This is a genomic window from Streptomyces sp. STAM6 (assembly GCF_054963715.1).
Genome location: NZ_JBUEFZ010000046.1, coordinates 13,842 through 37,242 on the forward strand (window position 1 = coordinate 13,842; position 23,401 = coordinate 37,242).

General features: G+C 72.0%; 23 protein-coding genes and 2 tRNA genes. 7 read left to right on the top strand and 18 right to left on the bottom strand.

The features are described from left to right. Nucleotides 1-15: 15 nt before the first annotated feature. The 7 genes from ACY34K_RS30940 to pgsA form a co-directional block, all read right to left on the bottom strand. Nucleotides 16-768 carry a YebC/PmpR family DNA-binding transcriptional regulator gene (locus ACY34K_RS30940; RefSeq protein ID WP_462753042.1) on the bottom strand — a complete coding sequence of 251 codons (753 nt, stop codon included), beginning with the start codon at nt 766-768 and terminating at the stop codon, nt 16-18. A 62-nt stretch (nt 769-830) separates the two neighbouring features. Beyond that, entirely contained in the window at nt 831-1,418 is a 588-nt protein-coding gene (gene pdxT, locus ACY34K_RS30945; RefSeq protein WP_462753044.1) for a pyridoxal 5'-phosphate synthase glutaminase subunit PdxT, read from the bottom strand. Beyond that, the gene (gene pdxS, locus ACY34K_RS30950; protein ID WP_462753045.1) at nt 1,418-2,326 is read right to left on the bottom strand and encodes a pyridoxal 5'-phosphate synthase lyase subunit PdxS; all 909 of its coding nucleotides are present in this window, start codon (nt 2,324-2,326) and stop codon (nt 1,418-1,420) included. Before pdxS ends, pdxT begins: the two co-directional genes overlap by 1 nt. A 96-nt stretch (nt 2,327-2,422) precedes the next feature. Continuing rightward, a complete protein-coding gene (locus tag ACY34K_RS30955) occupies nt 2,423-2,956 on the bottom strand; it encodes a hypothetical protein (RefSeq protein WP_462753047.1) in 534 nt (177 codons plus the stop codon). Nucleotides 2,957-3,178: 222 nt separating this feature from the next. Beyond that, on the bottom strand, nt 3,179-4,342 hold the full coding sequence (locus ACY34K_RS30960; protein WP_462753049.1) for a glycosyltransferase family 4 protein: 1,164 nt from the start codon (nt 4,340-4,342) through the stop codon (nt 3,179-3,181). Continuing rightward, complete coding sequence (locus tag ACY34K_RS30965) at nt 4,339-5,253, bottom strand: phosphatidylinositol mannoside acyltransferase (protein WP_462753050.1); 915 nt, start codon at nt 5,251-5,253, stop codon at nt 4,339-4,341. The genes ACY34K_RS30960 and ACY34K_RS30965 overlap by 4 nt, the downstream gene beginning before the upstream one ends. After that, nucleotides 5,250-5,912 (bottom strand): phosphatidylinositol phosphate synthase, encoded by a 663-nt coding sequence (gene pgsA / locus ACY34K_RS30970; protein WP_462753051.1) that lies wholly within the window; start codon nt 5,910-5,912, stop codon nt 5,250-5,252. The genes ACY34K_RS30965 and pgsA overlap by 4 nt, the downstream gene beginning before the upstream one ends. Nucleotides 5,913-6,183: 271 nt before the next feature. Between pgsA and ACY34K_RS30975 the strand changes: the two genes are divergently transcribed. Both ACY34K_RS30975 and ACY34K_RS30980 read left to right on the top strand, forming a co-directional pair. After that, a complete protein-coding gene (locus ACY34K_RS30975) occupies nt 6,184-8,385 on the top strand; it encodes an elongation factor G-like protein EF-G2 (protein ID WP_462753052.1) in 2,202 nt (733 codons plus the stop codon). Nucleotides 8,386-8,577: 192 nt separating this feature from the next. After that, a complete protein-coding gene (locus tag ACY34K_RS30980; RefSeq protein WP_462753093.1) occupies nt 8,578-10,221 on the top strand; it encodes a hypothetical protein in 1,644 nt (547 codons plus the stop codon). Between the two features lie 52 nt (nt 10,222-10,273). On the opposite strand, the gene ACY34K_RS30985 is transcribed toward ACY34K_RS30980, so the two are convergent. The 4 genes from ACY34K_RS30985 to ACY34K_RS31000 all read right to left on the bottom strand — a co-directional run bounded on the left by ACY34K_RS30985 (nt 10,274) and on the right by ACY34K_RS31000 (nt 14,808). Further along, nucleotides 10,274-10,834 carry an HIT family protein gene (locus tag ACY34K_RS30985; RefSeq protein ID WP_462753054.1) on the bottom strand — a complete coding sequence of 187 codons (561 nt, stop codon included), beginning with the start codon at nt 10,832-10,834 and terminating at the stop codon, nt 10,274-10,276. 72 nt (nt 10,835-10,906) lie between these two features. Further along, nucleotides 10,907-12,883 carry a threonine--tRNA ligase gene (gene thrS, locus ACY34K_RS30990; protein ID WP_462753056.1) on the bottom strand — a complete coding sequence of 659 codons (1,977 nt, stop codon included), beginning with the start codon at nt 12,881-12,883 and terminating at the stop codon, nt 10,907-10,909. Between the two features lie 105 nt (nt 12,884-12,988). Next, nucleotides 12,989-14,212, bottom strand: a complete 1,224-nt coding sequence (locus ACY34K_RS30995; protein ID WP_462753058.1) for a hypothetical protein — start codon at nt 14,210-14,212, stop codon at nt 12,989-12,991. Beyond that, nucleotides 14,212-14,808, bottom strand: a complete 597-nt coding sequence (locus ACY34K_RS31000) for a DUF4365 domain-containing protein (RefSeq protein WP_462753060.1) — start codon at nt 14,806-14,808, stop codon at nt 14,212-14,214. The genes ACY34K_RS30995 and ACY34K_RS31000 overlap by 1 nt, the downstream gene beginning before the upstream one ends. Nucleotides 14,809-14,983: 175 nt before the next feature. Between ACY34K_RS31000 and ACY34K_RS31005 the strand changes: the two genes are divergently transcribed. Then, nucleotides 14,984-15,712: an exonuclease domain-containing protein gene (locus ACY34K_RS31005; RefSeq protein ID WP_462753062.1), complete on the top strand. Its 729-nt coding sequence runs from the start codon at nt 14,984-14,986 to the stop codon at nt 15,710-15,712. A gap of 48 nt (nt 15,713-15,760) precedes the next feature. On the opposite strand, the gene ACY34K_RS31010 is transcribed toward ACY34K_RS31005, so the two are convergent. Next, a tRNA-Val gene (locus ACY34K_RS31010) sits at nt 15,761-15,832 on the bottom strand. Between the two features lie 39 nt (nt 15,833-15,871). Continuing rightward, nucleotides 15,872-16,321, bottom strand: a complete 450-nt coding sequence (locus ACY34K_RS31015) for an SRPBCC family protein (RefSeq protein ID WP_462753064.1) — start codon at nt 16,319-16,321, stop codon at nt 15,872-15,874. 92 nt (nt 16,322-16,413) lie between these two features. Here ACY34K_RS31015 and ACY34K_RS31020 point away from each other — a divergent pair, with 92 nt between their 5' ends. Further along, nucleotides 16,414-18,804, top strand: a complete 2,391-nt coding sequence (locus ACY34K_RS31020) for an SCO7613 C-terminal domain-containing membrane protein (RefSeq protein ID WP_462753066.1) — start codon at nt 16,414-16,416, stop codon at nt 18,802-18,804. A gap of 65 nt (nt 18,805-18,869) precedes the next feature. Here ACY34K_RS31020 and ACY34K_RS31025 read toward each other — a convergent pair. Together ACY34K_RS31025 and ACY34K_RS31030 are read right to left on the bottom strand one after the other, a co-directional pair. Further along, nucleotides 18,870-18,944: transfer RNA gene (locus ACY34K_RS31025), tRNA-Val, on the bottom strand. Between the two features lie 52 nt (nt 18,945-18,996). Further along, nucleotides 18,997-19,473, bottom strand: coding sequence for a TIGR02611 family protein (locus ACY34K_RS31030; protein WP_462753068.1), 477 nt, complete (start codon nt 19,471-19,473; stop codon nt 18,997-18,999). Nucleotides 19,474-19,663: 190 nt separating this feature from the next. Between ACY34K_RS31030 and ACY34K_RS31035 the strand changes: the two genes are divergently transcribed. Both ACY34K_RS31035 and ACY34K_RS31040 read left to right on the top strand, forming a co-directional pair. Then, nucleotides 19,664-20,077, top strand: a complete 414-nt coding sequence (locus tag ACY34K_RS31035) for an SsgA family sporulation/cell division regulator (protein ID WP_003959770.1) — start codon at nt 19,664-19,666, stop codon at nt 20,075-20,077. 232 nt (nt 20,078-20,309) lie between these two features. Then, the gene (locus tag ACY34K_RS31040; RefSeq protein ID WP_462753070.1) at nt 20,310-20,870 is read left to right on the top strand and encodes a CGNR zinc finger domain-containing protein; all 561 of its coding nucleotides are present in this window, start codon (nt 20,310-20,312) and stop codon (nt 20,868-20,870) included. A gap of 22 nt (nt 20,871-20,892) precedes the next feature. Here ACY34K_RS31040 and ACY34K_RS31045 read toward each other — a convergent pair whose 3' ends face one another. Further along, complete coding sequence (locus ACY34K_RS31045) at nt 20,893-21,054, bottom strand: hypothetical protein (protein ID WP_462753072.1); 162 nt, start codon at nt 21,052-21,054, stop codon at nt 20,893-20,895. A gap of 166 nt (nt 21,055-21,220) precedes the next feature. Continuing rightward, nucleotides 21,221-21,667, bottom strand: a complete 447-nt coding sequence (locus ACY34K_RS31050) for a hypothetical protein (RefSeq protein ID WP_462753074.1) — start codon at nt 21,665-21,667, stop codon at nt 21,221-21,223. 184 nt (nt 21,668-21,851) lie between these two features. On the opposite strand from ACY34K_RS31050, the gene ACY34K_RS31055 reads away from it, so the two are divergent. Further along, nucleotides 21,852-22,391, top strand: a complete 540-nt coding sequence (locus ACY34K_RS31055) for a DsbA family protein (RefSeq protein ID WP_462753076.1) — start codon at nt 21,852-21,854, stop codon at nt 22,389-22,391. A 157-nt stretch (nt 22,392-22,548) separates the two neighbouring features. Here ACY34K_RS31055 and ACY34K_RS31060 read toward each other — a convergent pair whose 3' ends face one another. Beyond that, nucleotides 22,549-23,385 (bottom strand): N-acetyltransferase family protein, encoded by an 837-nt coding sequence (locus ACY34K_RS31060; protein WP_462753078.1) that lies wholly within the window; start codon nt 23,383-23,385, stop codon nt 22,549-22,551. Between the last annotated feature and the right edge of the window lie 16 nt (nt 23,386-23,401).

The following is a 23,401-nucleotide window of genomic DNA, read 5'->3' on the forward strand; positions in this document are numbered from 1 at the left end:
GTCGCGATGCGTGGGTCAGGCGTCGACCTTCTCCATGACGTCGTCCGAGACGTCGAAGTTGGCGAAGACGTTCTGCACGTCGTCGCTGTCCTCCAGGGCGTCGATCAGCTTGAAGATCTTGCGAGCGCCCTCCTCGTCCAGCTCGACCTGCATGGTCGGTACGAAGCTGGACTCCGCGGAGTCGTAGTCGATGCCGGCCTCCTGGAGCGCGGTGCGGACCGCGACCAGGTCGGTGGCCTCGCTGAGGACCTCGAAGGTCTCGCCGAGGTCGTTGACCTCCTCGGCGCCCGCCTCCAGGACCGCGTCGAGCACGTCGTCCTCGGACAGCTCGCCCTTGGGGACGATCACGACGCCCTTGCGGTTGAAGAGGTACGAGACGGAGCCCGGGTCGGCCATCGAGCCGCCGTTGCGGGTCATCGCGACCCGGACGTCCGAGGCGGCGCGGTTGCGGTTGTCGGTGAGGCACTCGATGAGCACCGCGACACCGTTGGGGCCGTAACCCTCGTACATGATCGTCTCGTAGTCGACACCGCCGGCCTCGAGGCCGCCGCCGCGCTTGATCGCCGAGTCGATGTTCTTGTTCGGGACCGACTGCTTCTTGGCCTTCTGCACGGCGTCGAACAGCGTCGGGTTGCCGTCCAGGTCGGCGCCGCCCGTGCGGGCCGCGACCTCGATGTTCTTGATCAGCTTCGCGAAGAGCTTGCCGCGCTTGGCGTCGATCACGGCCTTCTTGTGCTTCGTCGTAGCCCATTTAGAGTGGCCGGACATCTGCCTGTCTCCTTCGCGTAACCAATTTCCGAACGAACCCCAGAGATCCTACCGGGATCGGGTCAGCCCGCTGCGCGCACCATGTCCACGAACAGGGCGTGCACCCGGTGGTCGCCCGTCAGTTCGGGGTGGAACGAGGTCGCGAGCGCGTGGCCCTGCCGCACGGCGACGATGTGACCGTCGTGCTCGGCGAGCACCTCGGCCTCCGCGCCGACCGACTCCACCCACGGTGCCCGGATGAAGACGCCCTCGACGGGGGTGTCCACGCCCTTGACGTCGACGGCTGCCTCGAACGACTCGTTCTGCCGGCCGAAGGCGTTGCGGCGGACGATCATGTCGATCCCGCCCACGGTCTCCTGTCCGGAACGCGGATCCAGGATCTTCTCGGCCAGCATGATCAGGCCCGCGCAGGTGCCGTACACGGGCATCCCGGCCCGCACCCGCTCGCGCAGCGGCTCCATCATCCCGAAGAGGTGGGCCAGCTTCGAGATGGTGGTGGACTCACCGCCGGGGATGACCAGGCCGTCGACCTCGGCGAGCTCTTCGGGGCGCCGGACCGGCCTGGCCACGGCGTCGGCCGCGGCCAGGGCGATCAGGTGCTCCCTTACGTCGCCCTGCAGTGCCAGGACGCCGATGACAGGAGTGGTCATTACCAGCCCCGGTTCGCGTAACGCTCGGCCTCGGGGAGGGTGTCGCAGTTGATGCCGACCATGGCCTCGCCCAGGTTGCGGGAAGCGTCCGCGATGATCTTCGGGTCGTCGTAGAAGGTGGTGGCCTTCACGATGGCGGCGGCGCGCTTGGCCGGGTCGCCCGACTTGAAGATGCCGGAGCCGACGAAGACGCCCTCGGCGCCGAGCTGGCGCATGAGCGCGGCGTCGGCGGGGGTGGCGACACCACCGGCGGAGAAGAGCACCACGGGCAGCTTGCCGAGCTCGGCGACCTCCTTGACGAGCTCGTACGGGGCGCGCAGCTCCTTGGCGGCGGCGTACAGCTCGTTGTTGTCGAAGCCGCGCAGCTTGGCGATCTCGTTCTTGATCTGGCGCAGGTGGCGGACGGCCTCGACCACGTTGCCCGTGCCGGCCTCGCCCTTCGAGCGGATCATGGCCGCGCCCTCGGCGATACGGCGCAGGGCCTCGCCCAGGTTGGTGGCGCCGCACACGAACGGCGTGGTGAAGGCCCACTTGTCGGAGTGGTTGACCTCGTCGGCCGGGGTGAGGACCTCGGACTCGTCGATGTAGTCCACGCCGAGGGACTGCAGGACCTGGGCCTCGACGAAGTGGCCGATGCGGGACTTCGCCATGACCGGGATGGAGACGGCGTCGATGATGCCCTCGATCATGTCCGGGTCGGACATACGGGCCACGCCGCCGTCCTTGCGGATGTCGGCGGGCACCCGCTCCAGGGCCATCACCGCGACGGCGCCGGCGTCCTCGGCGATCTTGGCCTGCTCGGGGGTGACGACGTCCATGATCACGCCGCCCTTGAGCTGCTCGGCCATGCCGCGCTTGACGCGGGCGGTGCCGGTCTCGGGGGACTGCGGGGTGGTGGTGCTGGACACGGATGACCTCACTCGTGAGAACGGGGGCGTTTTCAACTACAGCGAGGAAACCCGGCCGGACCGGTCCACATCAAGGGCCAATGTGGAGACGGTGGCTCATTTTGCGAGGCCGGCGGGCGGTTCGTCGTCCATCTCGAAGGCCATCGGGAAGGGGGCGTGACCGGCCAGCCGGAACCAGCGCACCGTACGGTGCCTGCGCAGCGCACGTGCCGCGCGTACCGAGTCGTTGTGGAACCGCCGGGCCATCGGCACCCGCCGCACCGCCGCCGTGAGCTCCCCGGCCGCCTCCTCGCCCCCCGGCGCCTCCCGGACCACGTCGACCTGCTCCCGCTCGGCGAAGACGGCCCGCAGCGCCTGGCTCAGCTCACTCTCGGCGACCTCCCGCTGCTCCTCCTCGGCCTGCCGGGCGGCGTGCGCGGCCTGGTACAGCACGATCGACGCGGCGGGGTCGAGAACACCGGAGGTGGCCAGCTCCTGGGCGACCGAGGCCCGCCGCACCAGCTGGGCGTCGAGCGCGGCACGGGCGGCGTCGATCCGTGCGTGCAGACGGTCGAGGCGGCCGGCGGTCCAGCTCAGGTAGAGGCCGACGGCCAGGAGGGCGACGGCGATCCAGACGATGGTTTCGATCACCCCGGCAGGCTATCTGTGTGCGGGGCCCGCCCCGCACCCCGTCCCGGGGCTCCGCCCCGGACCCCCTTCTGTCCGCGGACCGTGGTGCCGCTGTACCCACCCTCCCCCAGGCTTCCGGCTCCGCTCGAGCAGGGGGACCCCCATCGCCGCAGGCGGAACGCATGCCCACATCCGCGGGTGCACCCGGCCGACAACCCGAGCGACGGGCCCCGGTAACACGCCCTAGTCGCGGGCCAGGCCCCACCTGGCCCGAAGGCCGCCGACGCGCTCGTCCGCCGCCACCGCCGCCGCGCCCGCCGTCACCGTCTCGTACACCGCGAGGATGTCCGCGCCGACGGTCGACCAGTCGAACCTCCGCACATGCGCGCTGCCGCGCTCGTGGAGTTCCTGGCGGCGTTCGGGGTCGCCGAGCAGGCGCACCGCCGCCTTCGCGAGGGCGTCCGCGTCCTCGTTGGCGAACATCTCCCCCGCCGCCCCCTTGTCCAGTACCTGCGCGAACGCGTCCAGGTCGCTGGCGAGTACGGGCGCGCCCGCCGACATCGCCTCGACGAGGATGATGCCGAAGCTCTCGCCGCCGGTGTTGGGGGCGACGTACACGTCCACGCTGCGCAGCAGCCGCGCCTTGTCCTCGTCGCTGACCATGCCGAGGAACTCGACGTGTGACCGCATCCGGGCCGGCAGGGAGGCGACGGCCTCTTCCTCGTCGCCGCGGCCGGCGACGAGGAGCCGGGTCCGGGGCCGTTCGGCGAGGATCTTCGGCAGGGCCTTCATCAGCACCGGCAGGCCCTTGCGGGGCTCGTCGATGCGCCCGATGAACCCCATCGTCTCGCCCTGCCATTCGGCCTTTGGCTCGGCGCGGGCGAAGAATTCGACGTCGACTCCGTTGGGGATGACCACGGCGTCGCCGCCGAGGTGCTCGACCAGGGTGCGCCGGGCGTATTCGCTGACCGCGATGCGCGCGCTGATCTTCTCCAGCGCGGGCTGGAGGATCGGGTACGCGGCGATCATCGCGCGGGACCGCGGGTTGGAGGTGTGGAACGTCGCCACGATGGGCCCCTGGGCCGCCCAGCAGGACAACAGTCCCAGTGAGGGGGAGGCGGGCTCGTGGATGTGGATGACGTCGAAGACCCCGTCGTGCAGCCAGCGCCGTACTCGTGCGGCGGACAGGAAGCCGAAGTTCAGCCGGGCCACCGAGCCGTTGTAGGGCACGGGCACGGCGCGTCCCGCGGACACCACGTACGGCGGGAGCGGGGTCTCGTCGTCGGCGGGGGCGAGGACAGACACCTCGTGACCGAGGCGGATGAGGTGCTCCGCGAGGTCCCGGATGTGGAACTGGACGCCGCCCGGCACGTCCCAGGAGTACGGGCAGACGATGCCGATCCTCACGCCGACGGCCCCTTCGCGGGGTCGAGATCGGTGAGCCACAGCCGCTGCAGCATGTGCCAGTCCTCCGGGTGGTCGGCGATACCGGTGGCGAAGGCGTCGGCCAGCGCCTGTGTCATGGAGGACGTCTTTTCGGTGCGGGTACCTGTCTCGGGTACCTCGATGGGCGGATGGACCCGTCCCTGCATGACGGGCGAGTCGTCGTACCAGAGCGTGACGGGCAGCAGCAGGGCGCCCGTCTGCTGGGCGAGCAGCGCCGGACCGGCCGGCATCCGGGCGGTCTCGCCGAAGAACTTCACCTCGACTCCCGATGCGGACAGGTCGCGGTCGGAGACCAGGCAGACCAGCCCGCCGTTGCGCAGCCGGCGCGCCAGGGTGCCGAAGGCGGCGCCCCCGGTGTGCGGGAGGACCTCCATGCCGAGGGACTCGCGGTAGGCGACGAACCGGTCGTACAGCGTCTCCGGCTTGAGCCGCTCGGCGACGGTGGTGAAAGGCACGCCGAGCGCCCGGGTGACCCAGACGCCGGCGAGGTCCCAGTTGGCCAGGTGGGGCAGCGCGAGAATCACGCCCTTTCCTGCCGCGAGCCCGTCCGTCAGGTGGTGCACGTCTTTGACGGCGAAACCGTTCCTCGCCCGCTCCGCGCTCCACGTGGGCAACCGGAACGACTCCATCCAGTACCGCATGTACGAGCGCATGCCGGCCTTCGACAGCTCGGCCAGCCGGGCCGGCGACGCGTCGGGCACCACGCGCGCGAGGTTCGCCTCCAGGCGCAGCACGCCCTTTCCGCGCCGCTTCCAGGCCGTGTCCGCGATCCGGCGGCCGAGGGCGACCGCGACGGGCTCGGGCAGCTTTTTGACGGCGCTCCAGCCCAGCCCGTACAACCCGTCGGTCAACCGGTCCTTGACCCCGCTCATGACGTCGCCTCACTCCCCCTGGCCGAGGCCGCGTCGGCCTCGGCGGACTCCCGCCGCACCGTCACCACGCGCTGTCCCAGCGTGACCGCGCTTCCGATCGCGACGATCCACAGCGCGATCGGCAGCAGGATCTGGATGCCGGGTACACCGAACCCGTGCAGACCCGCGAGGCCCGCCGCGACCAGTGAGACCACCAGCCGCTCGGCGCGCTCGACCAGCCCGTTCACGGCCACCGGCAGCCCGATCGATTCGCCGCGCGCCTTGGTGTACGACACGACCTGACCGCTGGCGAGACAGAAGATGGCCACGGCACACAACACATTGTCGTCGCCCTTGCCCGCGTACCACAGGGCGAATCCGCCGAAGATCGCACCGTCCGCGACCCGGTCGAGGGTTGAGTCCAGGAATGCTCCCCAGCGGCTGGAGATCCCGGCCTGCCGGGCCATGTTGCCGTCGACGAGGTCGGAGAACACGAACAGCGTGATGACGATCGTGCCCCAGAAGAACTCCCCACGCGGGAAGAAGACCAGCGCGCCCGCGACGACGCCGGCCGTTCCGATCAGGGTGACGGCGTCGGGGCTCACCCCCCGCCGTAGCAGAAACGCGGCGAACGGCGTGAGAACACGCGTGAAGAACGCACGCGCGTACTTGTTCAGCATGGCCTTCCCGAGGGGTCGGTGGGCCGCGCGGCCCCTACGGCCACCGGCTGGCCCATCGTAGCCAGCGCGGCCCGACCGCCCGTGCCGGGCTACCCGGGCACCCGCCGTGGCGTCCGGCGCTGTCCGACGTATGGACGCAACCTGAAGGGAGTGGAAAGCTCGAAAGACGACCGCGGGCACCCCAGGAGCTGCCCAGGAAGGGCCGCTCCCCGCGCCCGCGCCCCCCACCTCCACCGTGCACCCCGTGCACCGGCGATCAGGAGGAAGAATCATGGGCGACAAGGCGAACACACACCCCGGAGCCGCCGGCAGGGCTCTTACGGCCGACCAGCCCTCATCGGTACGGAATGTGGTGCTGGTCGGCCACAGCGGATCCGGCAAGACGACCCTGGTCGAGGCACTCGCGCTGACCGCCGGAGCGGTCAACCGGGCGGGCCGGGTCGAGGACGGCGGGACGATCTCCGACTACGACGAGATCGAACACCGTCAGCAACGCTCCGTACAGCTCTCCCTGGTCCCCCTCGAATGGGGCGGCTGCAAGATCAACCTGCTGGACACCCCCGGGTACGCCGACTTCGTCGGCGAGCTCCGGGCGGGCCTGCGCGCCGCGGACGCGGCACTCTTCGTCGTGTCGGCCGCGCAGGAGGCCGACGCCATCGCGGGCTCCTGCCGCGCGGTCTGGGAGGAGTGCGCGGCGGTCGGCATGCCCCGCGCGATCGTCGTCACGCACCTGGACACGGCCCGTGTCGACTTCGACGAGCTCACCCGGGTGCTGTCCCGGATCTTCGGCGGTGACGACCCGGACGCCGTGCTGCCGCTCTATGTGCCGGTGCTGGGCGCCCAGACACCGGACGGGCACGCCCCGGCCACCGGACTGGTCGGGCTGCTCACCCAGAAGATCTTCGACTACGCCTCCGGCGAGCGGAAGGAGAACCCGCCGGACGAGGCCCAGGTGCCGCTCATCGAGGAGGCCCGCGGCCGGCTCATCGAGGGAATCATCGCCGAGAGCGAGGACGAGTCCCTCATGGACCGCTATCTCGGTGGCGAGGACATCGATCTGAAGACGCTGATCGACGACTTGGAGAAGGCCGTCGCCCGGGGTACCTTCCACCCCGTCCTGGCGGCGGCGCCCGCGGCCCACGGCGGCAAACAGGGGCTCGGCACGGTCGAACTGCTGGAGCTCATCACCCGCGGCTTCCCCACCCCGCTGGAGCGCGAGGCACCGGCGGTCACCACCCCGGACGGGCGGCCGCGCCCGCAGATCGGTTGCGACCCGGACGGTCCGCTGGTCGCCGAGGTCGTCAAGACGGCCTCCGACCCCTATGTGGGCCGGATCTCGCTCGTACGGGTCTTCTCCGGCACCCTGCGGCCCGACGAGACGGTCCACGTCTCCGGTCACGGGCTCGCCGACCGGGGCCATGAGGACCACGACGTGGACGAGCGGATCGGCGCGCTGTCCGCGCCGTTCGGCAAACAGCAGCGGCAGCTGAACCACTGCATCGCCGGCGACATCGCCTGCGTCGCCAAACTGGCCCGCGCGGAGACCGGCGACACCCTGTCCCGCAAGGACGATCCGCTGCTCATGGAGCCGTGGACCATGCCCGACCCGCTGCTGCCGCTCGCCATCGAGGCGCACAGCAAGGCGGACGAGGACAAGCTGTCGCAGGGGCTGGCCCGGCTGGTCGCCGAGGACCCCACCATGCGCCTGGAACAGAACCAGGACACCCACCAGGTCGTCCTGTGGTGCCTCGGCGAGGCGCACAAGGACGTGGCGCTGGAGCGGCTCCGCAACCGCTACGGCGTCCAGGTCGACGTCGTCCCGCACAAGGTGTCCCTGCGGGAGACCTTCGCCGACAAGTCGGCCGGGCGAGGACGCCATGTGAAGCAGTCCGGCGGGCACGGCCAGTACGCCATCTGCGAGATCGAGGTGGAACCGCTGCCGCCCGGCTCCGGCATCGAGTTCGTCGACAAGGTGGTCGGCGGCGCCGTGCCGCGCCAGTTCATCCCTTCCGTGGAGAAGGGCGTACGGGCGCAGGCCGCCCGGGGTGTCGCGGCCGGCTACCCCCTCGTCGACGTCCGGGTCACCCTCCTCGACGGCAAGGCGCACTCGGTGGACTCCTCGGACGCCGCCTTCCAGACCGCGGGCGCGCTCGCGCTGCGCGAGGCCGCCGCGGACTCCCGCATCAACCTCCTGGAACCGGTCGCCGAGGTGCAGGTCCTCGTCCCGGACGAGTACGTCGGTCCGGTGATGAGCGATCTGTCCGGACGGCGCGGCCGCGTCGTCGGCACCGAACAGGCGGGCCCGGGACGGACCCTCGTTCGGGCCGACGTCCCGGAGATCGAGATCGGCCGGTACGCCGTCGACCTGCGGTCCATCTCCCACGGCACCGGTCGGTTCGACCGCTCCTACGCACGCCACGAGGCGATGCCGCCGCAGGTCGCGGAGAAGGTCCGCGAACGAACGGCGAGCTGAACCGGTTTGACCCCGCCGCCCGTCCAACTGGCCCCGGACGGGCGGCATTCAGCCGTCTCCTGACGAGCGCCGGGGTCCCCCGATACGCTGTAGTGCCCAGCTCAGCAGGTGTGCGGAGCTCGGTGGTTGGGAACAGCCGCAGTGCGGGGCGATGCGGTGGCGTTACACGCGGCGATGGGGGCGGCAGTGGCAATGGACAGTTTCGGTCCCGGGGCTCAGGTTCCGCTCCAGGGCTCGGCGGGGCAGACGGTGGCGACGCACGCGCTGGCGTCCGCGGCGTACCGCGACAGCCCGGTCGAGGACATCCTCAAGGCCAACAACGAGTGGCACGAGTCGACCGTCACCAAGGGCAAGCTGCACAAGCTCTTCCAGCCGAACCTGGGTGAGGCCTTCTCGCGCGCCGTCCAGGTGCGGATGCTCGGCGGGGCCCGCAAGCCGCTCATCCAGTCGTTCGGCACCGAGCCGCAGCCGGTGGTCGAGCACTGCCTGGCCGCCAGCCGCATCCGCAAGGAGCGCGACAAGCTGCTCACCCTGATCACGGTGTTCTTCGGCGTGGTGTTCCTGCCGGGGCTGCTGCTCTGGCTCGCGGTGTTCCAGCTGCGCCGCACCCTCGCGGCCGGTGCCGCCGACAGGAAGGCCGGGGCGATGGGCACCGGGCTGCTCATCGGGGTCGGCATCCTGGCCGCGCTGTTCCTGCTCCGGTTGCCGTTCACGGGCCTGCTGGCGCTCTATCTCAGGGGCATGATCATCGCTCCGGTGGTGGGCTGGTTCCTGGCCAAGCGGATCTGCGAGCGGACCGCCAAGGATCTGCGGGCTCGCTGGGACGGGCTGCTCAGCGGCGGCGGTGTCGGCCCCAAGGTGCCGGAGGCGGTTCCGCACGACCCCAACGAGACGGCGGCGGAGGAGCTGCGCCAGTCGCTGGAGAAGCTCACGGCCGAGCAGCGTTCCAACCTCGTCTTCTACGCCGGTCCCAAGGGGATACTCGGCATGGGCACCCGCTGGGGCAGCTGGCACCTCGCCGAGGAACTCGTTCCGCAGGCCGGCAAGGAGATCCACACCTTCCGGACGTGGGACGTCATCCGGCCGATCCACGACCAGCTGAAGCTGCTGGAGCGCGGCTCGCTGAAGACCGGCTTCCCGACGCCGTCGGTGAACCACTGGATCGTGGCCCCGATCGGCGAGGGCGCCAAGGAAGTGGCCCGCCCGGAGGGCGAGGACGTCGTGGCGTTCCAGGTGAAGCCGCACGAGATACAGCGCGTCTGCAACGAGAACCAGTTCGACAAGGGCAACCGCCACTATCTGGGCGTGCAGTTCGTCCTGTGGGACGGCCAGCTGGTGCTCACCATGATGGTCACCGTCACGGCACTGCTGCACACCCTCCGTATCGAGGTGACCGGGCATGCGCTCGGGCCGGTCCACGGTCTGTTCACCACCAAGTCGGAGCCCAAGGTGAAGGTGGTGTCGAAGTCCATCCGGTTCTGGGAGACCAAGGAGATCCCGCAGCCGCTGGTCGAGAACGACGAGGTGGTGCGGCTGGCCGTCCGCGCGCCGCTGACCTGGTTCCCGCCGGTCCTCGACTTCCTCGGTGGCAAGCTGGTGCTGCCCGAGCCGTTCGGTCTGCGACACGCCTGGGCCGGAAAGCCCTGGGCGCACCGTTTCATGGCCGACGACGCGATCCGCGCGGCGACGCCCGTGCTGCGGGCGGTGCACGCCGCGACGATCAAGATGCTCGACGAGCACGGCGTGGACACCGAGCGCTTCACCAACCGCTCGATGGTGCTGAGCGGTCTGGTGCAGGACCCGATGCCCAAGAAGGCCGACGTCTACGACGCGTGACCGGCTGCCGTCAGGCCATCGGGCCGTTGTTCACGACGCATGACCGGCGAGCTCAGGCCGTCGGCCACGCGTCGGCGAGCATCGCCCGGGTGTCGCCGAGAAGTTGCGGCAGCACTTTGGTGTTGCCGATGACGGGCATGAAGTTGGTGTCGCCGCCCCAGCGGGGCACGATGTGCTGGTGCAGGTGGGCGGCGATGCCGGCGCCCGCCGCCGAGCCCTGGTTCAGTCCGATGTTGAAGCCGTGCGCGCCGGAGGCCGCCCGCAGCGCGGTCATGGCCTGCTTGGTGAGCAGCGCGAGCTCGGCGGTCTCGGCGTCGTCGAGCTCCGTGTAGTCGGCGACGTGCCGGAACGGGACGATCATCAGATGCCCGCCGTTGTACGGGTAGAGGTTGAGCACGGCGTACACCTTCGTGCCCCGGGCGACGACCAGGCCGTCCTCGTCGGACTTCGACGGGATCGTGCAGAACGGACAGCCGTCCTCGGCCCCCGGGCCGGTGGGCTTGTTCTCCCCCTGGATGTAGGCCATCCGGTGGGGCGTCCACAGGCGCTGGAACGCGTCAGGCGTCCCGACTCCGATCTGCTGTTCCGGCTCAGTCGTCATGCGGGCCAGCATATTCGCTGATGGTGACGGGAGATGCGGCGAGGGGCGGACCCTTGCGGGACCGCCCCTCGCACCGTGGCCGGATCAGACCTGCACGCGCCGCTCGACGACGTCCGCCAGCTTCGCCAGCGCCTCGTCGCGCGGGATGCCGTTCTCCTGCGAGCCGTCGCGGTAGCGGAAGGACACCGTGCCGGCGTTCATGTCGTCGTCACCGACGATGATCATGAACGGCACCTTGAGCTTCTGCTGGTTGCGGATCTTCTTCTGCATCCGGTCCGAGGAGGCGTCCACCTCGACCCGCAGGCCCTTCTTCTTCGCCTCGGCGGCGAACTCCTGCAGGTACGGCACGTGGGCGTCGCCGATGGGGATGCCGACCGCCTGCACGGGGGCCAGCCACGGCGGCATGGCGCCCGCGTAGTGCTCCAGCAGCACCGCGAAGAACCGCTCGATGGAGCCGAACAGCGCACGGTGGATCATGACCGGGCGCCGGCGCGAGCCGTCGGGCGCGGTGTACTCGAGGTTGAACCGCTCCGGCAGGTTGAAGTCGAGCTGGACGGTCGACATCTGCCAGGTGCGGCCGATGGCGTCCTTCGCCTGGACGGAGATCTTCGGGCCGTAGAAGGCGGCACCACCGGGGTCGGGAGTCAGGGGCAGGCCCTGCTTCTCGGCCACCTGCCGCAGGGTCTCGGTGGCCTCCTCCCAGATCTCGTCGGAGCCGACGAACTTCTCCGGGTCCTTGGTGGACAGCTCCAGGTAGAAGTCGGTCAGACCGTAGTCGCGCAGCAGGTTCAGGACGAAGGTGAGCGTCTTGTCGAGCTCCTCCGCCATCTGCTCCTTGGTGCAGTAGATGTGCGCGTCGTCCTGGGTGAAGCCGCGGGCGCGGGTCAGGCCGTGCACGACGCCGGACTTCTCGTACCGGTACACCGTTCCGAACTCGAACAGGCGCAGCGGCAGCTCGCGGTAGGACCGGCCGCGCGCGTCGAAGATCAGGTTGTGCATCGGGCAGTTCATGGGCTTGAGGTAGTAGTCCACGCCCTCGTCGAGCTGCATGGGCGGGTACATGCCCTCGGCGTACCAGTCCAGGTGGCCGGACTTCTCGAAGAGCTTGCCCTTGGTGGCGTGCGGCGAGTAGACGAACTCGTAGCCCTCCTCCTCGTGCCGCCGGCGCGAGTAGTCCTCCATGACCCGGCGGATGATGCCGCCCTTGGGGTGGAAGACGGCGAGGCCGGAACCGATCTCGTCCGGGACGGAGAAGAGGTCGAGCTCGGCGCCGAGCTTGCGGTGGTCGCGCTTCTCGGCCTCGGCGAGGAAGTCCAGGTGCGCCTTGAGCTCGTCCTTGGACGGCCACGCGGTGCCGTAGATGCGCTGGAGCATCGGGTTCTTCTCGCTGCCGCGCCAGTACGCCGCGGCGTTGCGCATCAGCTTGAACGCCGGGATGTTCCGGGTGGTGGGCAGGTGCGGACCGCGGCAGAGGTCCTTCCAGCACAGCTCGCCGGTCTTGGCGTCGAGGTTGTCGTAGATGGTCAGCTCGCCGCCGCCGACCTCGACGTCCGCGCCGTCGTCGCTGGAGGCCGAGCCCTTGATGCCGATGAGCTCCAGCTTGTACGGCTCGCCGGCCAGCTCCTCCCGGGCGGCCTCGTCGGTGACGACGCGGCGCGAGAAGCGCTGGCCGCGCTTCTGGATCTCCTGCATCTTCTTCTCGATGGCCTTGAGGTCATCGGGGGTGAAGGGGCGCTCGACGTCGAAGTCGTAGTAGAAGCCGTCCCTGACCGGCGGGCCGATGCCCAGCTTGGCCTCGGGGAACAGCTCCTGCACGGCCTGGGCCATGACGTGCGCGGTGGAGTGGCGCAGGATGTTCAGGCCGTCCTCGGAGGAGATCTCGACGGGCTCGACGGTCTCGCCGTCCTTGATCTCGTACGCGAGGTCCTTGAGCTCGCCCGCGACCCGGGCGGCCACGACGGTGCGCTCGCCGTGGAAGAGGTCGGCGGCCGTAGTGCCCGTCGTCACCACGCGCTCTTCCCGCTCGGAATCGCGTTGGATGATCACACGGACGTCTGACACCGGTCTCTCCTGCCTGAAGGGGATGCGCCGCGTTCGGTACGCGCGCAGTACCGAATGGTACCGACCGGCCGCCCCCGGTCGCGAAACGGTTTCCCCGCCCGCCGCTCAGTCGCCGAGGCCGCCGGTCTCCCCGAAGAAGCCCAGGTTCTCGTGGAGGGACTTCATCAGCCGGTCCCGCTCGGCCTCGTCGACCAGGACGGGTGTCAGGCCGGAGGCGTCGGTCAGCCGCCGGAAGCCGCCCCGGCTCTCCAGCCGGCCCACGACCCGGACCGGCAGGCCGAGCAGATGGGCGTGGCCCGCCGTGCGGTAGTCGTCCTCGCCGAGCGTCACCCGGACGTGCGGCACCTCGGCCCCGGCCAGGACGCGCAGCCGTACGGTCCCCTCGCCGCCCGTGCCGGACCTGCGCATCCGTACGACGGCGCCGGTGATGCGGACGGGTACGGACGGCTCGTCCCTGAGGTAGCGGGCGCCCGCCTCGCGCAGGGCGGGCAGGTCGCCCGGGGAGAACTCGACGGGTTCGGGGCGGGCGGCGCAGCCTTCGGGGACACCGGCGGCGGGGGACCATTCGAGGGCGATCCTGGCTCCTTCCGCGCCGCGGACCAGGGCGACGAGCGCCTCGGTCAGCTCCCGGCTGACGCCGGCGGCGACGGCCGCGTCGAAGGCCTCGGTGCGGCCGGTGGCGCGGGCGTAGTCGACGGCCTCCCGGGCGGCGTACAACGCGTGGTAGAGCCGGACGGTGACGGCCCGGCCGGGCTCGACGGGGACGAAGGCCGTGAGTCCGCGTTCACCGGCGTGGGTGCCTACGAGGACGCCTTCGAGGGAGGCCTGGGCCTGCCGGCGGTGGCGGGCGCCGTGGTAGCCGGCGCGGGCCCGGGCGGCGAGCGCCCCGGCGAGGAGGATCTGCCGGGCGGCGGAGCGCAGCTGGTCCTGGACGGTCCAGGGGACGTTGCCCGAGGGTCCGGGGGGCACGTCGCGCCACCAGCGGATCTCGTCGCTGGGGACGGTGAGGCCGACGAGGACCTCGCGTGCGGAGGGCGCCGGGCAGCGGGCGAGGGCCGTGAGCGCCTCCCCGAGCAGGTCCTCGCAGTCGGGGAAGGCGCGGCTCTCGGGAACGAGGAGGCTGATGGCGGGCGTGCCGGGGCCGGGGGGTGTCCAGCGGCTGTACCGTCCGGCGGCGCCGCCGCGGCGGCGCCAGCCGTGCCGGCCGAGGAGCGCGCCCAGCACGACGGGGTCGACGTGGGCGGGGTCGGGGACGGCGGCCGTGGCTCCGAAGGGCGGGGCGCCGACCGGCGGGTGGGGCCGGACGGGCTCGTCGAAGGGGCGGTGCATCAGGGTCTCCCTCCCACCCCGACCCGGGTCATGATCTCGCAGAGTGCCCGGTCGTCGAAGATCCGTGTGGTCGGTATGCGCACGGTGGTGCGGCGCCGGCCGGTGACCGGGTGGCCCGCGAGGTTGGTCCAGTAGCAGCAGTGCCGCAGATCGAGGCGGTCGTGGCCGGCGCGCAGCCAGTCGTCCTGGGATCTGGGCACGAGCATCACGACCAGGATCTTGTGCACGGACACCGGGGTGCGGGCCAGCTTCACCAGGTGGTCGTTGTCGAGGGTGAAGGAGAACGCGGGCCCCGGCGGGTGCGGCGGGATCTGGTACGTGCACTTGAGCTGCACCTTGATGGTGACTTCGTCGTCGACGGTGTGTCCTGGGGCGCTGTGGCTGACGTGCCAGTCGATGCCGTTGTCCGGGAACGGCTGGGAGAGCGAGCAGCCCGCGGCGGCCGCGACGGCGTGGAGGTAGCCCACCTGGAGGGTCTCCATGCAGGCGGTGGTGGCGAGTGCGCCGCGCTGCGGTGCGACCCGCTGGGGCAGCACCCCTCCTCCGCGGCCGTCGGCGCGGGGGGTGCTCCCAGGTTCGGGCTGCGCGAGCGCCATGGCTCTTGGTGCCTTCCGGGAGGGAGGTGCGATCGGTTTCCCCGCGACGGAGCGTCATCTTCTGTGTCCGTCATCTGTGTTGTCACCGGGTTGCGTACGGTGCAAACAGCCCGGGTATCACCGATTCGGGCAGGGGATGACGCCATCTGCCCGACCGGCGCGAGGAGTTCGGGCAATGACGCTCTGGTACGAAGGGCCCCTGGCCGCATTCGACACGGAAACCACCGGAGTTGACGTCGAGGAGGACCGGATCGTCTCGGCCGCCGTCGTCGTCCAGGACGCCGCGGGCGGCCGTGCCCGTGTCACTCGCTGGCTGGTGAATCCGGGCATACCGGTACCTCCGGCCGCCACCGAGGTGCACGGTCTGACGGACGATCACCTCCGGCGCAACGGGCGCTGGCCCTCGCCGGTGATGGAGGAGATAGGGCGGGCGCTGGCCGAACAGTGCGCGGCGGGCCGTCCGCTGGTGGTGATGAACGCGCCGTTCGATCTGACGCTGCTCGACCGTGAGCTGCGCCGTCACCGCGCCTCGTCGCTCTCCCGCTATCTGCAGAACGCGTCTCTGTGCGTGCTGGATCCGAGGGTGCTGGACAAGCATCTGGACCGGTACCGCAAGGGGCGGCGGACGCTGACCGATCTGTGCGCGCAGTACGGCGTGGTGCTGGACGGCGCGCACGACGCGGCGGCCGACGCCACGGCGGCGATGGAGGTCGTGCGTGCGGTGGGGCGGCGGTTCGCGGCCCGGATGCAGCAGCTGTCCCCGGCGGAGCTGCACACGCTGCAGGCGGTGTGGCACGCGGCGCAGGCGCGTGGGCTGCAGGCGTGGTTCGCGCGCAACGGTTCGGAGGAAGAGGTCGATCCGGCGTGGCCGCTGCGGCCGGAGCTGCCGGCCGCCGCCGCGTGACCGACGCAAGAAGGCCGGTCCGTGGACGCACGGACCGGCCTTTCCCGGTGGGCGATACTGGGTTCGAACCAGTGACCTCTTCGGTGTGAACGAAGCGCTCTCCCACTGAGCTAATCGCCCGGGAACGCACTGAACCATACAGGTCCCCCGGGGCTTCCTTCAAACCGCGCGGAGCAGGGCCGCGAGGCCGCGGCGCCCGGACCGCATCATCAGCCTGTGGTTGGCGGCGAACAGGGGCCTGCAGGGGACGGCGAGGTACCGCAGGAGGGGCCGTTGGACGTCGACCTCCTGTTCGTAGAGCGCCCGGCTGCCACCGGCACCGTGCGCGCTGACGGTCCAGCGCGCCCAGCCCTCGACGTCACCCGAGAGCGCCGACTCCAGGACGCGCGCGGCGGGGTCGCGGCGCCGCTCGGTGACGGTAAGGACGAGGTCGAAGGGGAGGAAGGACCGGATGCGAGCGGTTCCGGTGCGGTCGTCGCGCCGGGCCGCCTCGCGCACCTGGGGCCACCAGCGGGGGTAGTCGTCGGGGCGCTCCAGCACCGCGTACACGGCGTCCGGCGGGGCGGGCAGACACCAGACGCTCCGGAATCGGTAGTGGCTCCAGTCCATGCGGCCAGTGTGTCCGCGGGGGCCGTACTCACGCCGTATCTGAGTATCCGCGCCCATGGCCGGGCGGTGTGACCGGGCTCCACACTCCCCCCATGAAGAATGTGCCACCACCGCAGCCGTCGCCGCCGCAGCCCGCCCATGAGCTGGTGCTGATCGACCGGGAGCTCGCCCAGCTCGACGCACGACGTTCGCAGTTGCTGGCGCGCCGGGCGTGGCTGCTGGGTGTGCTGCACGCGGCCGCCGGGCCGGCGGCCGCGGGAGCGGGCGGGCCGCTCCCGCCACGGACCCCGGAAACGACTCCGCGCAGTGCCCAGAATGTGCTGCTCACGCTGGGCGGGGTCCTGCTGACGGTCGCGGCGGTCGCCTTCACGCTGGTCAGCTGGGGCCGGATGGGTATTGGCGGCCGGGCCGCGGTGCTGGCCGTGGTGACAGCCGCGGCGCTCGCGGCGCCGGTCGCGCTGCTGCGCCGCACGCTGGCGTCGACGGCGGAGTCCGTGGCGGCGCTGGCACTGGTGCTGACGGTGCTGGACGCGTACGCGCTGCACCGGGTGGCGCTGCCGGGCGCGGACGGGCTGGGGTACGCGGCGGTCGCGTCGGGTGTCCTGGCGGTGCTGTGGGCGGCGTACGGGACGGGTGTGAAGGGCTTGCGGACTCCCGTGCCGGTCGCGGTGGTGGCCGCGCAACTGCCGTTGCCGCTCGCGGCGCTGGCCTCGGACGCGGGGGCGACGGCGCTCGGGTGGGCGGCGTGGGCGACGGCGGGCCTGGACGTGGCGGTCGCGCTGTGGGCGCGGCCGGTGGCGGTACGGGTGGTCGCGACGGTCTCGGCGTGCGTGGCGGGGAGCTGGGCGGCACTGACGGGCGGGTGGCTGTCGGTGGCCGGGGGCGGCGCTGCGCCGGCGGCGCTGCTGCTGGCCGTGGCGGGGCTCGGGCTGTTCGCGGCGTGGCGTGCGCCGGCCGCGGTGGGGGCGGTGGCGTGCGCGTCCGGGGCGGGTCTGGCGGCCGTGGCCGGTGCGGGCGGGCTGCTGCGGGAGGTGCTGCCGGGCACGTGGGCGGTGCCGGGTTACCTGTGGTGCGCGGTGGCTCTGGTGGCGGCGGTCCGGGCCGGGACGCCGCGCGGGGTGCGGCTCGGCCTGTGGAGCGCGTCCGCGGTCGTGCAGTCGGTGGTGGTGCTGTGGGCGGCGGCGCCGGCCGTGACGGCGCTGACGGAGCCCGCGACGGCCCTGACGGCCGTCTGGCCGGACGTCCCGTCCAGTGCGCCCGGGGCTCCCTGGACGACTCCGGCGGTTCTGCTGACGGTGGCCGCGGTCCTGGCGCTCCTTCCCCGGGCGGACGCCCGGTGCGGGGCGCTGGCGCTGGTGTGGGCGGCGACGGCGGTCGTGCCGGCGGCGCTGCACCTGCCGTACGCGCCGGCGCTCGCCGCGCAGCTGGTGATCGCCGCGGCCCTCGCGGCCCTGGCGGTGCGCCCCTCGGTCCTGACGACCCGGCTGCCGGACCCGTCGGCGGCGGGCGCGCCCCTCGGGGGCGTCGCTCTCGGCTGCGCGCTGGCCTCGGCGCTGAGTGCCGTGGCGCTGTCCCTGGCCACCGAGGCGGCCACGCTCACGGCGACGGGGCTGCTCACCGTGCTCCTCGCCGGTGCGGCGGTGGGGGCCGGGCCCTCGGCCGGGCGGGCGCCGCGGGCGGTGCTCGCCTGTGCGGCGGTGGTCGCGGCGGCCGGGTTCATCGGTGCGGCGGCCGCGTCCGCGGGGCTTCCGGCACACCGGGCCGCCCTGGTCCTGCTGATGGTGCCGGCGGGGACCGCCGTGCTCGGCACCCGGCTGGGGCGTCATGCGGTGGCGCTGCCGGTGGAGCTGACGGGCGCGGGCGCCGCGATCCCCGCGGTCGCCCTGGCGGCCTCCCGGCCGGCCGTCCTGGCGCTGGTGCTGGCGCTCGGCGGCGTCGTGGCGGCCGCGACGGCCATGCGTCCGGAGCGGGGGCGCGCGGCGGGGTGGACCGCTGCCGTGCTGTTCGTGGCGGCGACGTGGGTGCGGCTGGCGGTGTGGGACGTGACGGCGCCGGAGGCGTACACGCTGCCGGCGACCGTGCCGGCGCTCGTGGTGGGTGCGCTGCGCAGGCGCCGCGACGCGGGGGCGTCGTCCTGGACGGCGTACGGTCCCGGGCTGGCGGCGACGCTCGTGCCGAGTCTGGTGGCTGCCTGGCTGGACCCGGACTGGCCGCGGCCGCTGCTGCTGGGCGTCGCCGCGCTGGTGGTCACCCTGGCCGGTGCCCGCTTCCGGCTGCGGACACCGCTGGTGCTGGGCGGTGCGGTGCTGGCGCTGGTGGGGCTGCACGAGCTCGCGCCGTACGTCGTCCAGCTGGCCGGTGCGCTGCCGCGCTGGCTGCCGCCGGCGCTGGCGGGGATGCTGCTGCTGGCGGTGGGCGCGACGTACGAGCAGCGGCTGCGGGAGGCACGGCGCCTACGGGACGCTCTGGGCAGGATGCGCTGAGCCCCCGGCCCGGACATGCCGGAGGCCCCGGAGACTGTCGCGGTCTCCGGGGCCTCCGGTCCGGGTGGTGGGCGATACTGGGTTCGAACCAGTGACCTCTTCGGTGTGAACGAAGCGCTCTCCCACTGAGCTAATCGCCCGGGCGCACCGCAAACATTACCCCATGTCAGCGGGGCCCCTGACCATCCCCGGTCAGCCCCAGACGTCCCACGGCATCGCGAGGCCGTACTTCCACAGATAGATCCCGAGCAGTGCGCACGTGATCACCAGTCCGACGGTGGTCAGGATGATGTTGCGCTTGCGGACCTTGGGGTCGAGCGCGCGCTGCGCCGCGTCGGCGACCCACTTCTTGGTGCGGCGCAGGACCAGCTGGGCCCAGACGAACTCGGTGGCCCAGATCGCCATACCGGCGAAGATCACCACCCAGCCCGGCCCGGGCAGCACGAGCATGCTGACGCCTGCCCCGACCACGGCGAGGCCGACGATGAAGACACCGACCTGCCAGCTCAGGTGCAGCGAGCGCCGCGCCTTGATGAATTCGGGCGCCCGGGAGCCGAGCGGCGGATCCACCGCCGGTTCCACCACCGCGCCGTCCGTCACGTCCCCCGTCGCGGGGGCCGGGGCCGCCGATTGGACGACCTTCCCCCGCTCGTCACTCTCCGCATTCATAGGGCCCAACCTACCCGACTCGGCGACGTCACCGGAATGGGCGTATAACCACCAGTTACACACCGCCATACGAGGTACCTCAACAATCACAAAACAGACAGAGGGGTTTACAACGGCACCGTAGGTGGCATGTCGATTTCGCCGACGTGCGAATCCCCGAGCGCACACTGAGCGAAAGGCCCTGGCGCTTATGAACACCACGGTCAGCTGCGAGCTGCACCTGCGCCTCGTTGTATCGAGCGAGTCCTCACTGCCTGTACCGGCGGGCCTGCGGTATGACACGGCCGATCCCTATGCCGTGCACGCCACCTTCCACACCGGAGCCGAAGAGACGGTCGAGTGGGTATTCGCCCGCGACCTCCTCGCCGAAGGGCTCCACCGGCCCACCGGCACCGGCGACGTCCGAGTCTGGCCGTCCCGCAGCCACGGTCAGGGCGTCGTCTGCATCGCACTGAGCTCGCCGGAAGGCGAAGCCCTGCTCGAAGCCCCCGCGCGGGCCCTGGAGTCGTTCCTGAAGAGGACCGACGCCGCGGTGCCACCCGGCACCGAGCACCGTCACTTCGATCTCGACACAGAGCTCTCGCACATCCTGGCCGAAAGCTGAGCCAGGCCGAGAGCCGCACGGCGCCGTCCGACTCGGGGCGACGGCGCCGCGCGGACAACCTCATACGGCCGCCGACCGGCGGACATCCGGTGCCGTCACCGCGAATCCATCGCGGTGACGGCACCGCCGTGTTCCGGCCCTGCCCCGGAGCCGCCGGAGCCCTGCACGGGAGAGCCGCTAGAGTCAGCGCAATTCTGCGGGCACCGGCCCGCAGCAGGCCAGGGAGCGAAGCGTGCTGATCCCACACGACACAAGGATCGCCCTCGACACCGTCGTCGATCTGATGAACACCGCGGCCGAGAGCGGCCGGGACGACGAACTCGGGGACGTCGCGTCGCTGTACACGTTCGTACGGAGCCACAACGTCAGCGACGTCGGCGACCTCGGCATCCGCGATCTCGAAGCCGTCCAGGACGTACGGAAACGGTTCGCCGAGGTGTTCGCGGCGCCCGACGCCCGGTCCGCCGCCGAGCTGATCAACCAGCTGGTCGCCGCCGCGGGCACCACGCCCCAGCTGACCGACCACGACGGCTACGACTGGCACGTGCACTACTTCGCGCCGGGCGCGTCGGTCGCCGACCACCTCGCCGCCGACTGCGGCATGGCGCTGGCGTTCATCGTCGTGGCCGGCGAGCAGGAGCGGCTGCGCCGCTGCGAGGCCCCGGACTGCGGCCGCGCCTTCGTCGACCTGTCACGCAATCGCTCCCGTCGCTACTGCGACAGCCGTACCTGCGGTAACCGCCTGCACGTGGCCGCGTACCGGGCGCGCCGCAAGGAGGCGGCCACCGGCTGACCGGGCGGCCGCCGCGCCGGCGTCACAGGACGAAGAGATCGTGCACGGCGGCCATCAGGAGCAACAGGCCGACGACGGAGAGAAAGATCATCAGCGGTGGCTGGGACAGCGCGAACAAGCAGCCGCGCGGCTCTCCGGAAGGATCGGTGGGGGCGGGCGCACTGTCCCGCGTGGTGTCGAGCATCTCGGGGTGATGATGACGCAGCGCGCACCCCGCCGATCACCCAATAGGCCTTTCTTCAGCCGCAGTTCACCCCATCCCGTGCCCCCGGGCGCCACTCGTCCCAGGATGCGAGACGCCCGCGGACCCGAAAGCCGTACCGCGGGTGGCCCGGACTCCGCGCTTCCGCTCAGATGCCGTGCTTCTTGAGGATGGCCTCGATGTCGCTAAGGTCGTCGGCGGGCGCGGCGGCCCGCGGCCCGGTGGCCGGCCGGCCGGCGGACGACCCGGCACCGGACCCGAGCGAGGGCGCCGAAGCGCCGGGGGCGACCGCCCCCGGTCGCCCGGCCCCGGCGGCCCCGCGCTCCTTGCGGGCGCCGCCCCTGCGCCGTTCGACGGCGCGTGTGGTCATGAGGAGCAGCCACGCCACTCCCAGCACACCGAATCCCGCCCATGCCGTCGGGCTGAACGCCGTACGGGCCAGCCACTCGACGGCACCGGTCATCACCAGCCCGAGCGGCACGAGCGAGTAGGCCGCGATCCGGGCGGCGGCCAGGAAGCGCTTGCGGTACGCCGTCACGGCGGCGATCCCGAGCCCGGCCACGGAGACGGCGGAGCAAATGGTCTCGGCAAGCATCCCGTCCTCCAGGCGTGGGGCGATACGTCCCTTCCATCCTGCACCGGACCGCGGTGCGGCGGCCACGGTCGGGGGCGACCTCAGGGAGATCTCCGGGGCGGTCTCCTCCCCAGGTCGGGTTCCGTTTCCCTCCGCGACCCCGGTCCGGTTGGGGCGGCGGCGGCCCTCCTGAAAGACTGCTCCCATGAGCGACTCCACCACCGACCGCGCCTCCGAGCCCGCCCCCTCCCCCGTCGTCCTGGACGTCTGGTGCGAGCTCCAGTGCCCCGACTGCCACACCGCCCTGGACGACCTGCGCGCCCTGCGCGAGCGCTACGGGGACGCGCTGGAGGTGCGGCTGCGCCACTTCCCGCTGGAGAAGCACAAGCACGCCTACGCCGCCGCGCAGGCGGCCGAGGAGGCCGTGGCGCAGGGCAAGGGCTGGCCGTACGCGGAAGCGGTGCTCGCCAGGCACGAGGAGCTGGCCTCCCGCGGTGAGCCGCTGCTGCTGGACGTGGCGCGGGAACTGGGCCTGGACGCCGAGGAGTTCGACACCGCCCTCATCGACGGACGGCATCTGCTGATCGTCGACGCCGACCAGGCCGAGGGCAAGGCGATCGGTGTGACCGGCACCCCGACGTACATCATCGGCGGACAGCGGCTGGACGGCGGCAAGATCCAGGAGGGGCTGCGCGAGCGCGTCGAGGAGATCGCCGACCGGCTGCTGGCCGAGGCCCGGGCGTAGTCGCGGTCGCTTCTCCGGCCCTGCGCCTGCTCCCGCCCTGCGCCCCGGCCCTTCCCCGGCCGTCGGCCCCCGCCCCGAGCCCGCGGCGTCGGCCCAGGGCGTGTTTCGAAGGTCCCGTCCGGCCTCCGCGCGGACGACGCTACTTTCGAAACACGCCCTAGAGGAGCGGCTTGAAGCTGTTGATGTGGGTGGTCCGGTAGCCGAGCGACTCGTAGAGGCGCAGCGCGGGGGTGTTGCCGGTGAAGACATGCAGCGCCAGCAGCGTCTCGCCGGAGTCCAGGGCGAGCCGTTCGGCGAGGTGCATCAGTGCCCGGCCGTAACCCTTGCCGCGCTGTCCGGCCGCGACCTCCACGTCGTAGACGTAGGCGACCGGGTCGCCGGAGGCCAGGACGTGCCGCCCGGTCCACAGGTGCCCGACGACGGCGCCGTCCGCCACCGCCACCCGGAGCGCGGCGCCCTCGGTGGCGAGCCCGTCGGGCAGGTACTCCCGGTGGCCGGCCTCGGCCTTCGCCCTGGCCTGCTCCGGCGGGACGCCGCGTTCGGTCCAGCTGCGGACGTAGCCCTCCATCGACGCGGCCCGCCAGGGCCGGAACTCCGCCTCCGTCATGGGCCGGATCCGGAGGCCCGGGGGCAGCTCGGGGGCCTGTCCGAGCCGCTTGGCCATGTTCCGGCTGCGCTCGGTGTAGCCGAGGGCGGCGGCCAGGCGCAGGGCGACCGCCGCGTCCGCCGGGACGGAGATCAGGATCTGGTCGCAGCCCCAGCCCCGCAGGACCTCCTCGGCGGCGAGGGCGGCGACCGTGCCACGGCCGCGCCCCCGGTCGGCCTCGTGGATGCGCAGGGACCGGATCTCCCCCGCCCCCGGTCCGAACGCGGCCGATGTACCGAGCTCGACCGCGCCCACGGGCCGGCTGTTCACGCAGACGTCGTAAGTACGGAACTTGGCGCCGTCGGCGGCCTTCTGGAGCGGCCCGGACGGCCGCAGGGTGGTGGTCATCACCGGTGTTCTACCC

What these genes read in the sequence shown, in the direction of transcription:
- ACY34K_RS30940 (WP_462753042.1), bottom strand. Translation starts at nt 768, where the DNA reads ATGTCCGGCCACTCTAAATGGGCTACGACGAAGCACAAGAAGGCCGTG.
- pdxT (WP_462753044.1), bottom strand. Translation starts at nt 1,418, where the DNA reads ATGACCACTCCTGTCATCGGCGTCCTGGCACTGCAGGGCGACGTAAGG.
- ACY34K_RS30965 (WP_462753050.1), bottom strand. Translation starts at nt 5,253, where the DNA reads ATGAGCGGGGTCAAGGACCGGTTGACCGACGGGTTGTACGGGCTGGGC.
- pgsA (WP_462753051.1), bottom strand. Translation starts at nt 5,912, where the DNA reads ATGCTGAACAAGTACGCGCGTGCGTTCTTCACGCGTGTTCTCACGCCG.
- ACY34K_RS30975 (WP_462753052.1), top strand. Translation starts at nt 6,184, where the DNA reads ATGGGCGACAAGGCGAACACACACCCCGGAGCCGCCGGCAGGGCTCTT.
- ACY34K_RS30980 (WP_462753093.1), top strand. Translation starts at nt 8,578, where the DNA reads ATGGACAGTTTCGGTCCCGGGGCTCAGGTTCCGCTCCAGGGCTCGGCG.
- ACY34K_RS30985 (WP_462753054.1), bottom strand. Translation starts at nt 10,834, where the DNA reads ATGCTGGCCCGCATGACGACTGAGCCGGAACAGCAGATCGGAGTCGGG.
- ACY34K_RS30995 (WP_462753058.1), bottom strand. Translation starts at nt 14,212, where the DNA reads ATGCACCGCCCCTTCGACGAGCCCGTCCGGCCCCACCCGCCGGTCGGC.
- ACY34K_RS31000 (WP_462753060.1), bottom strand. Translation starts at nt 14,808, where the DNA reads ATGGCGCTCGCGCAGCCCGAACCTGGGAGCACCCCCCGCGCCGACGGC.
- ACY34K_RS31005 (WP_462753062.1), top strand. Translation starts at nt 14,984, where the DNA reads ATGACGCTCTGGTACGAAGGGCCCCTGGCCGCATTCGACACGGAAACC.
- ACY34K_RS31015 (WP_462753064.1), bottom strand. Translation starts at nt 16,321, where the DNA reads ATGGACTGGAGCCACTACCGATTCCGGAGCGTCTGGTGTCTGCCCGCC.
- ACY34K_RS31020 (WP_462753066.1), top strand. Translation starts at nt 16,414, where the DNA reads ATGAAGAATGTGCCACCACCGCAGCCGTCGCCGCCGCAGCCCGCCCAT.
- ACY34K_RS31030 (WP_462753068.1), bottom strand. Translation starts at nt 19,473, where the DNA reads ATGAATGCGGAGAGTGACGAGCGGGGGAAGGTCGTCCAATCGGCGGCC.
- ACY34K_RS31035 (WP_003959770.1), top strand. Translation starts at nt 19,664, where the DNA reads ATGAACACCACGGTCAGCTGCGAGCTGCACCTGCGCCTCGTTGTATCG.
- ACY34K_RS31045 (WP_462753072.1), bottom strand. Translation starts at nt 21,054, where the DNA reads ATGCTCGACACCACGCGGGACAGTGCGCCCGCCCCCACCGATCCTTCC.
- ACY34K_RS31050 (WP_462753074.1), bottom strand. Translation starts at nt 21,667, where the DNA reads ATGCTTGCCGAGACCATTTGCTCCGCCGTCTCCGTGGCCGGGCTCGGG.
- ACY34K_RS31055 (WP_462753076.1), top strand. Translation starts at nt 21,852, where the DNA reads ATGAGCGACTCCACCACCGACCGCGCCTCCGAGCCCGCCCCCTCCCCC.
- ACY34K_RS31060 (WP_462753078.1), bottom strand. Translation starts at nt 23,385, where the DNA reads ATGACCACCACCCTGCGGCCGTCCGGGCCGCTCCAGAAGGCCGCCGAC.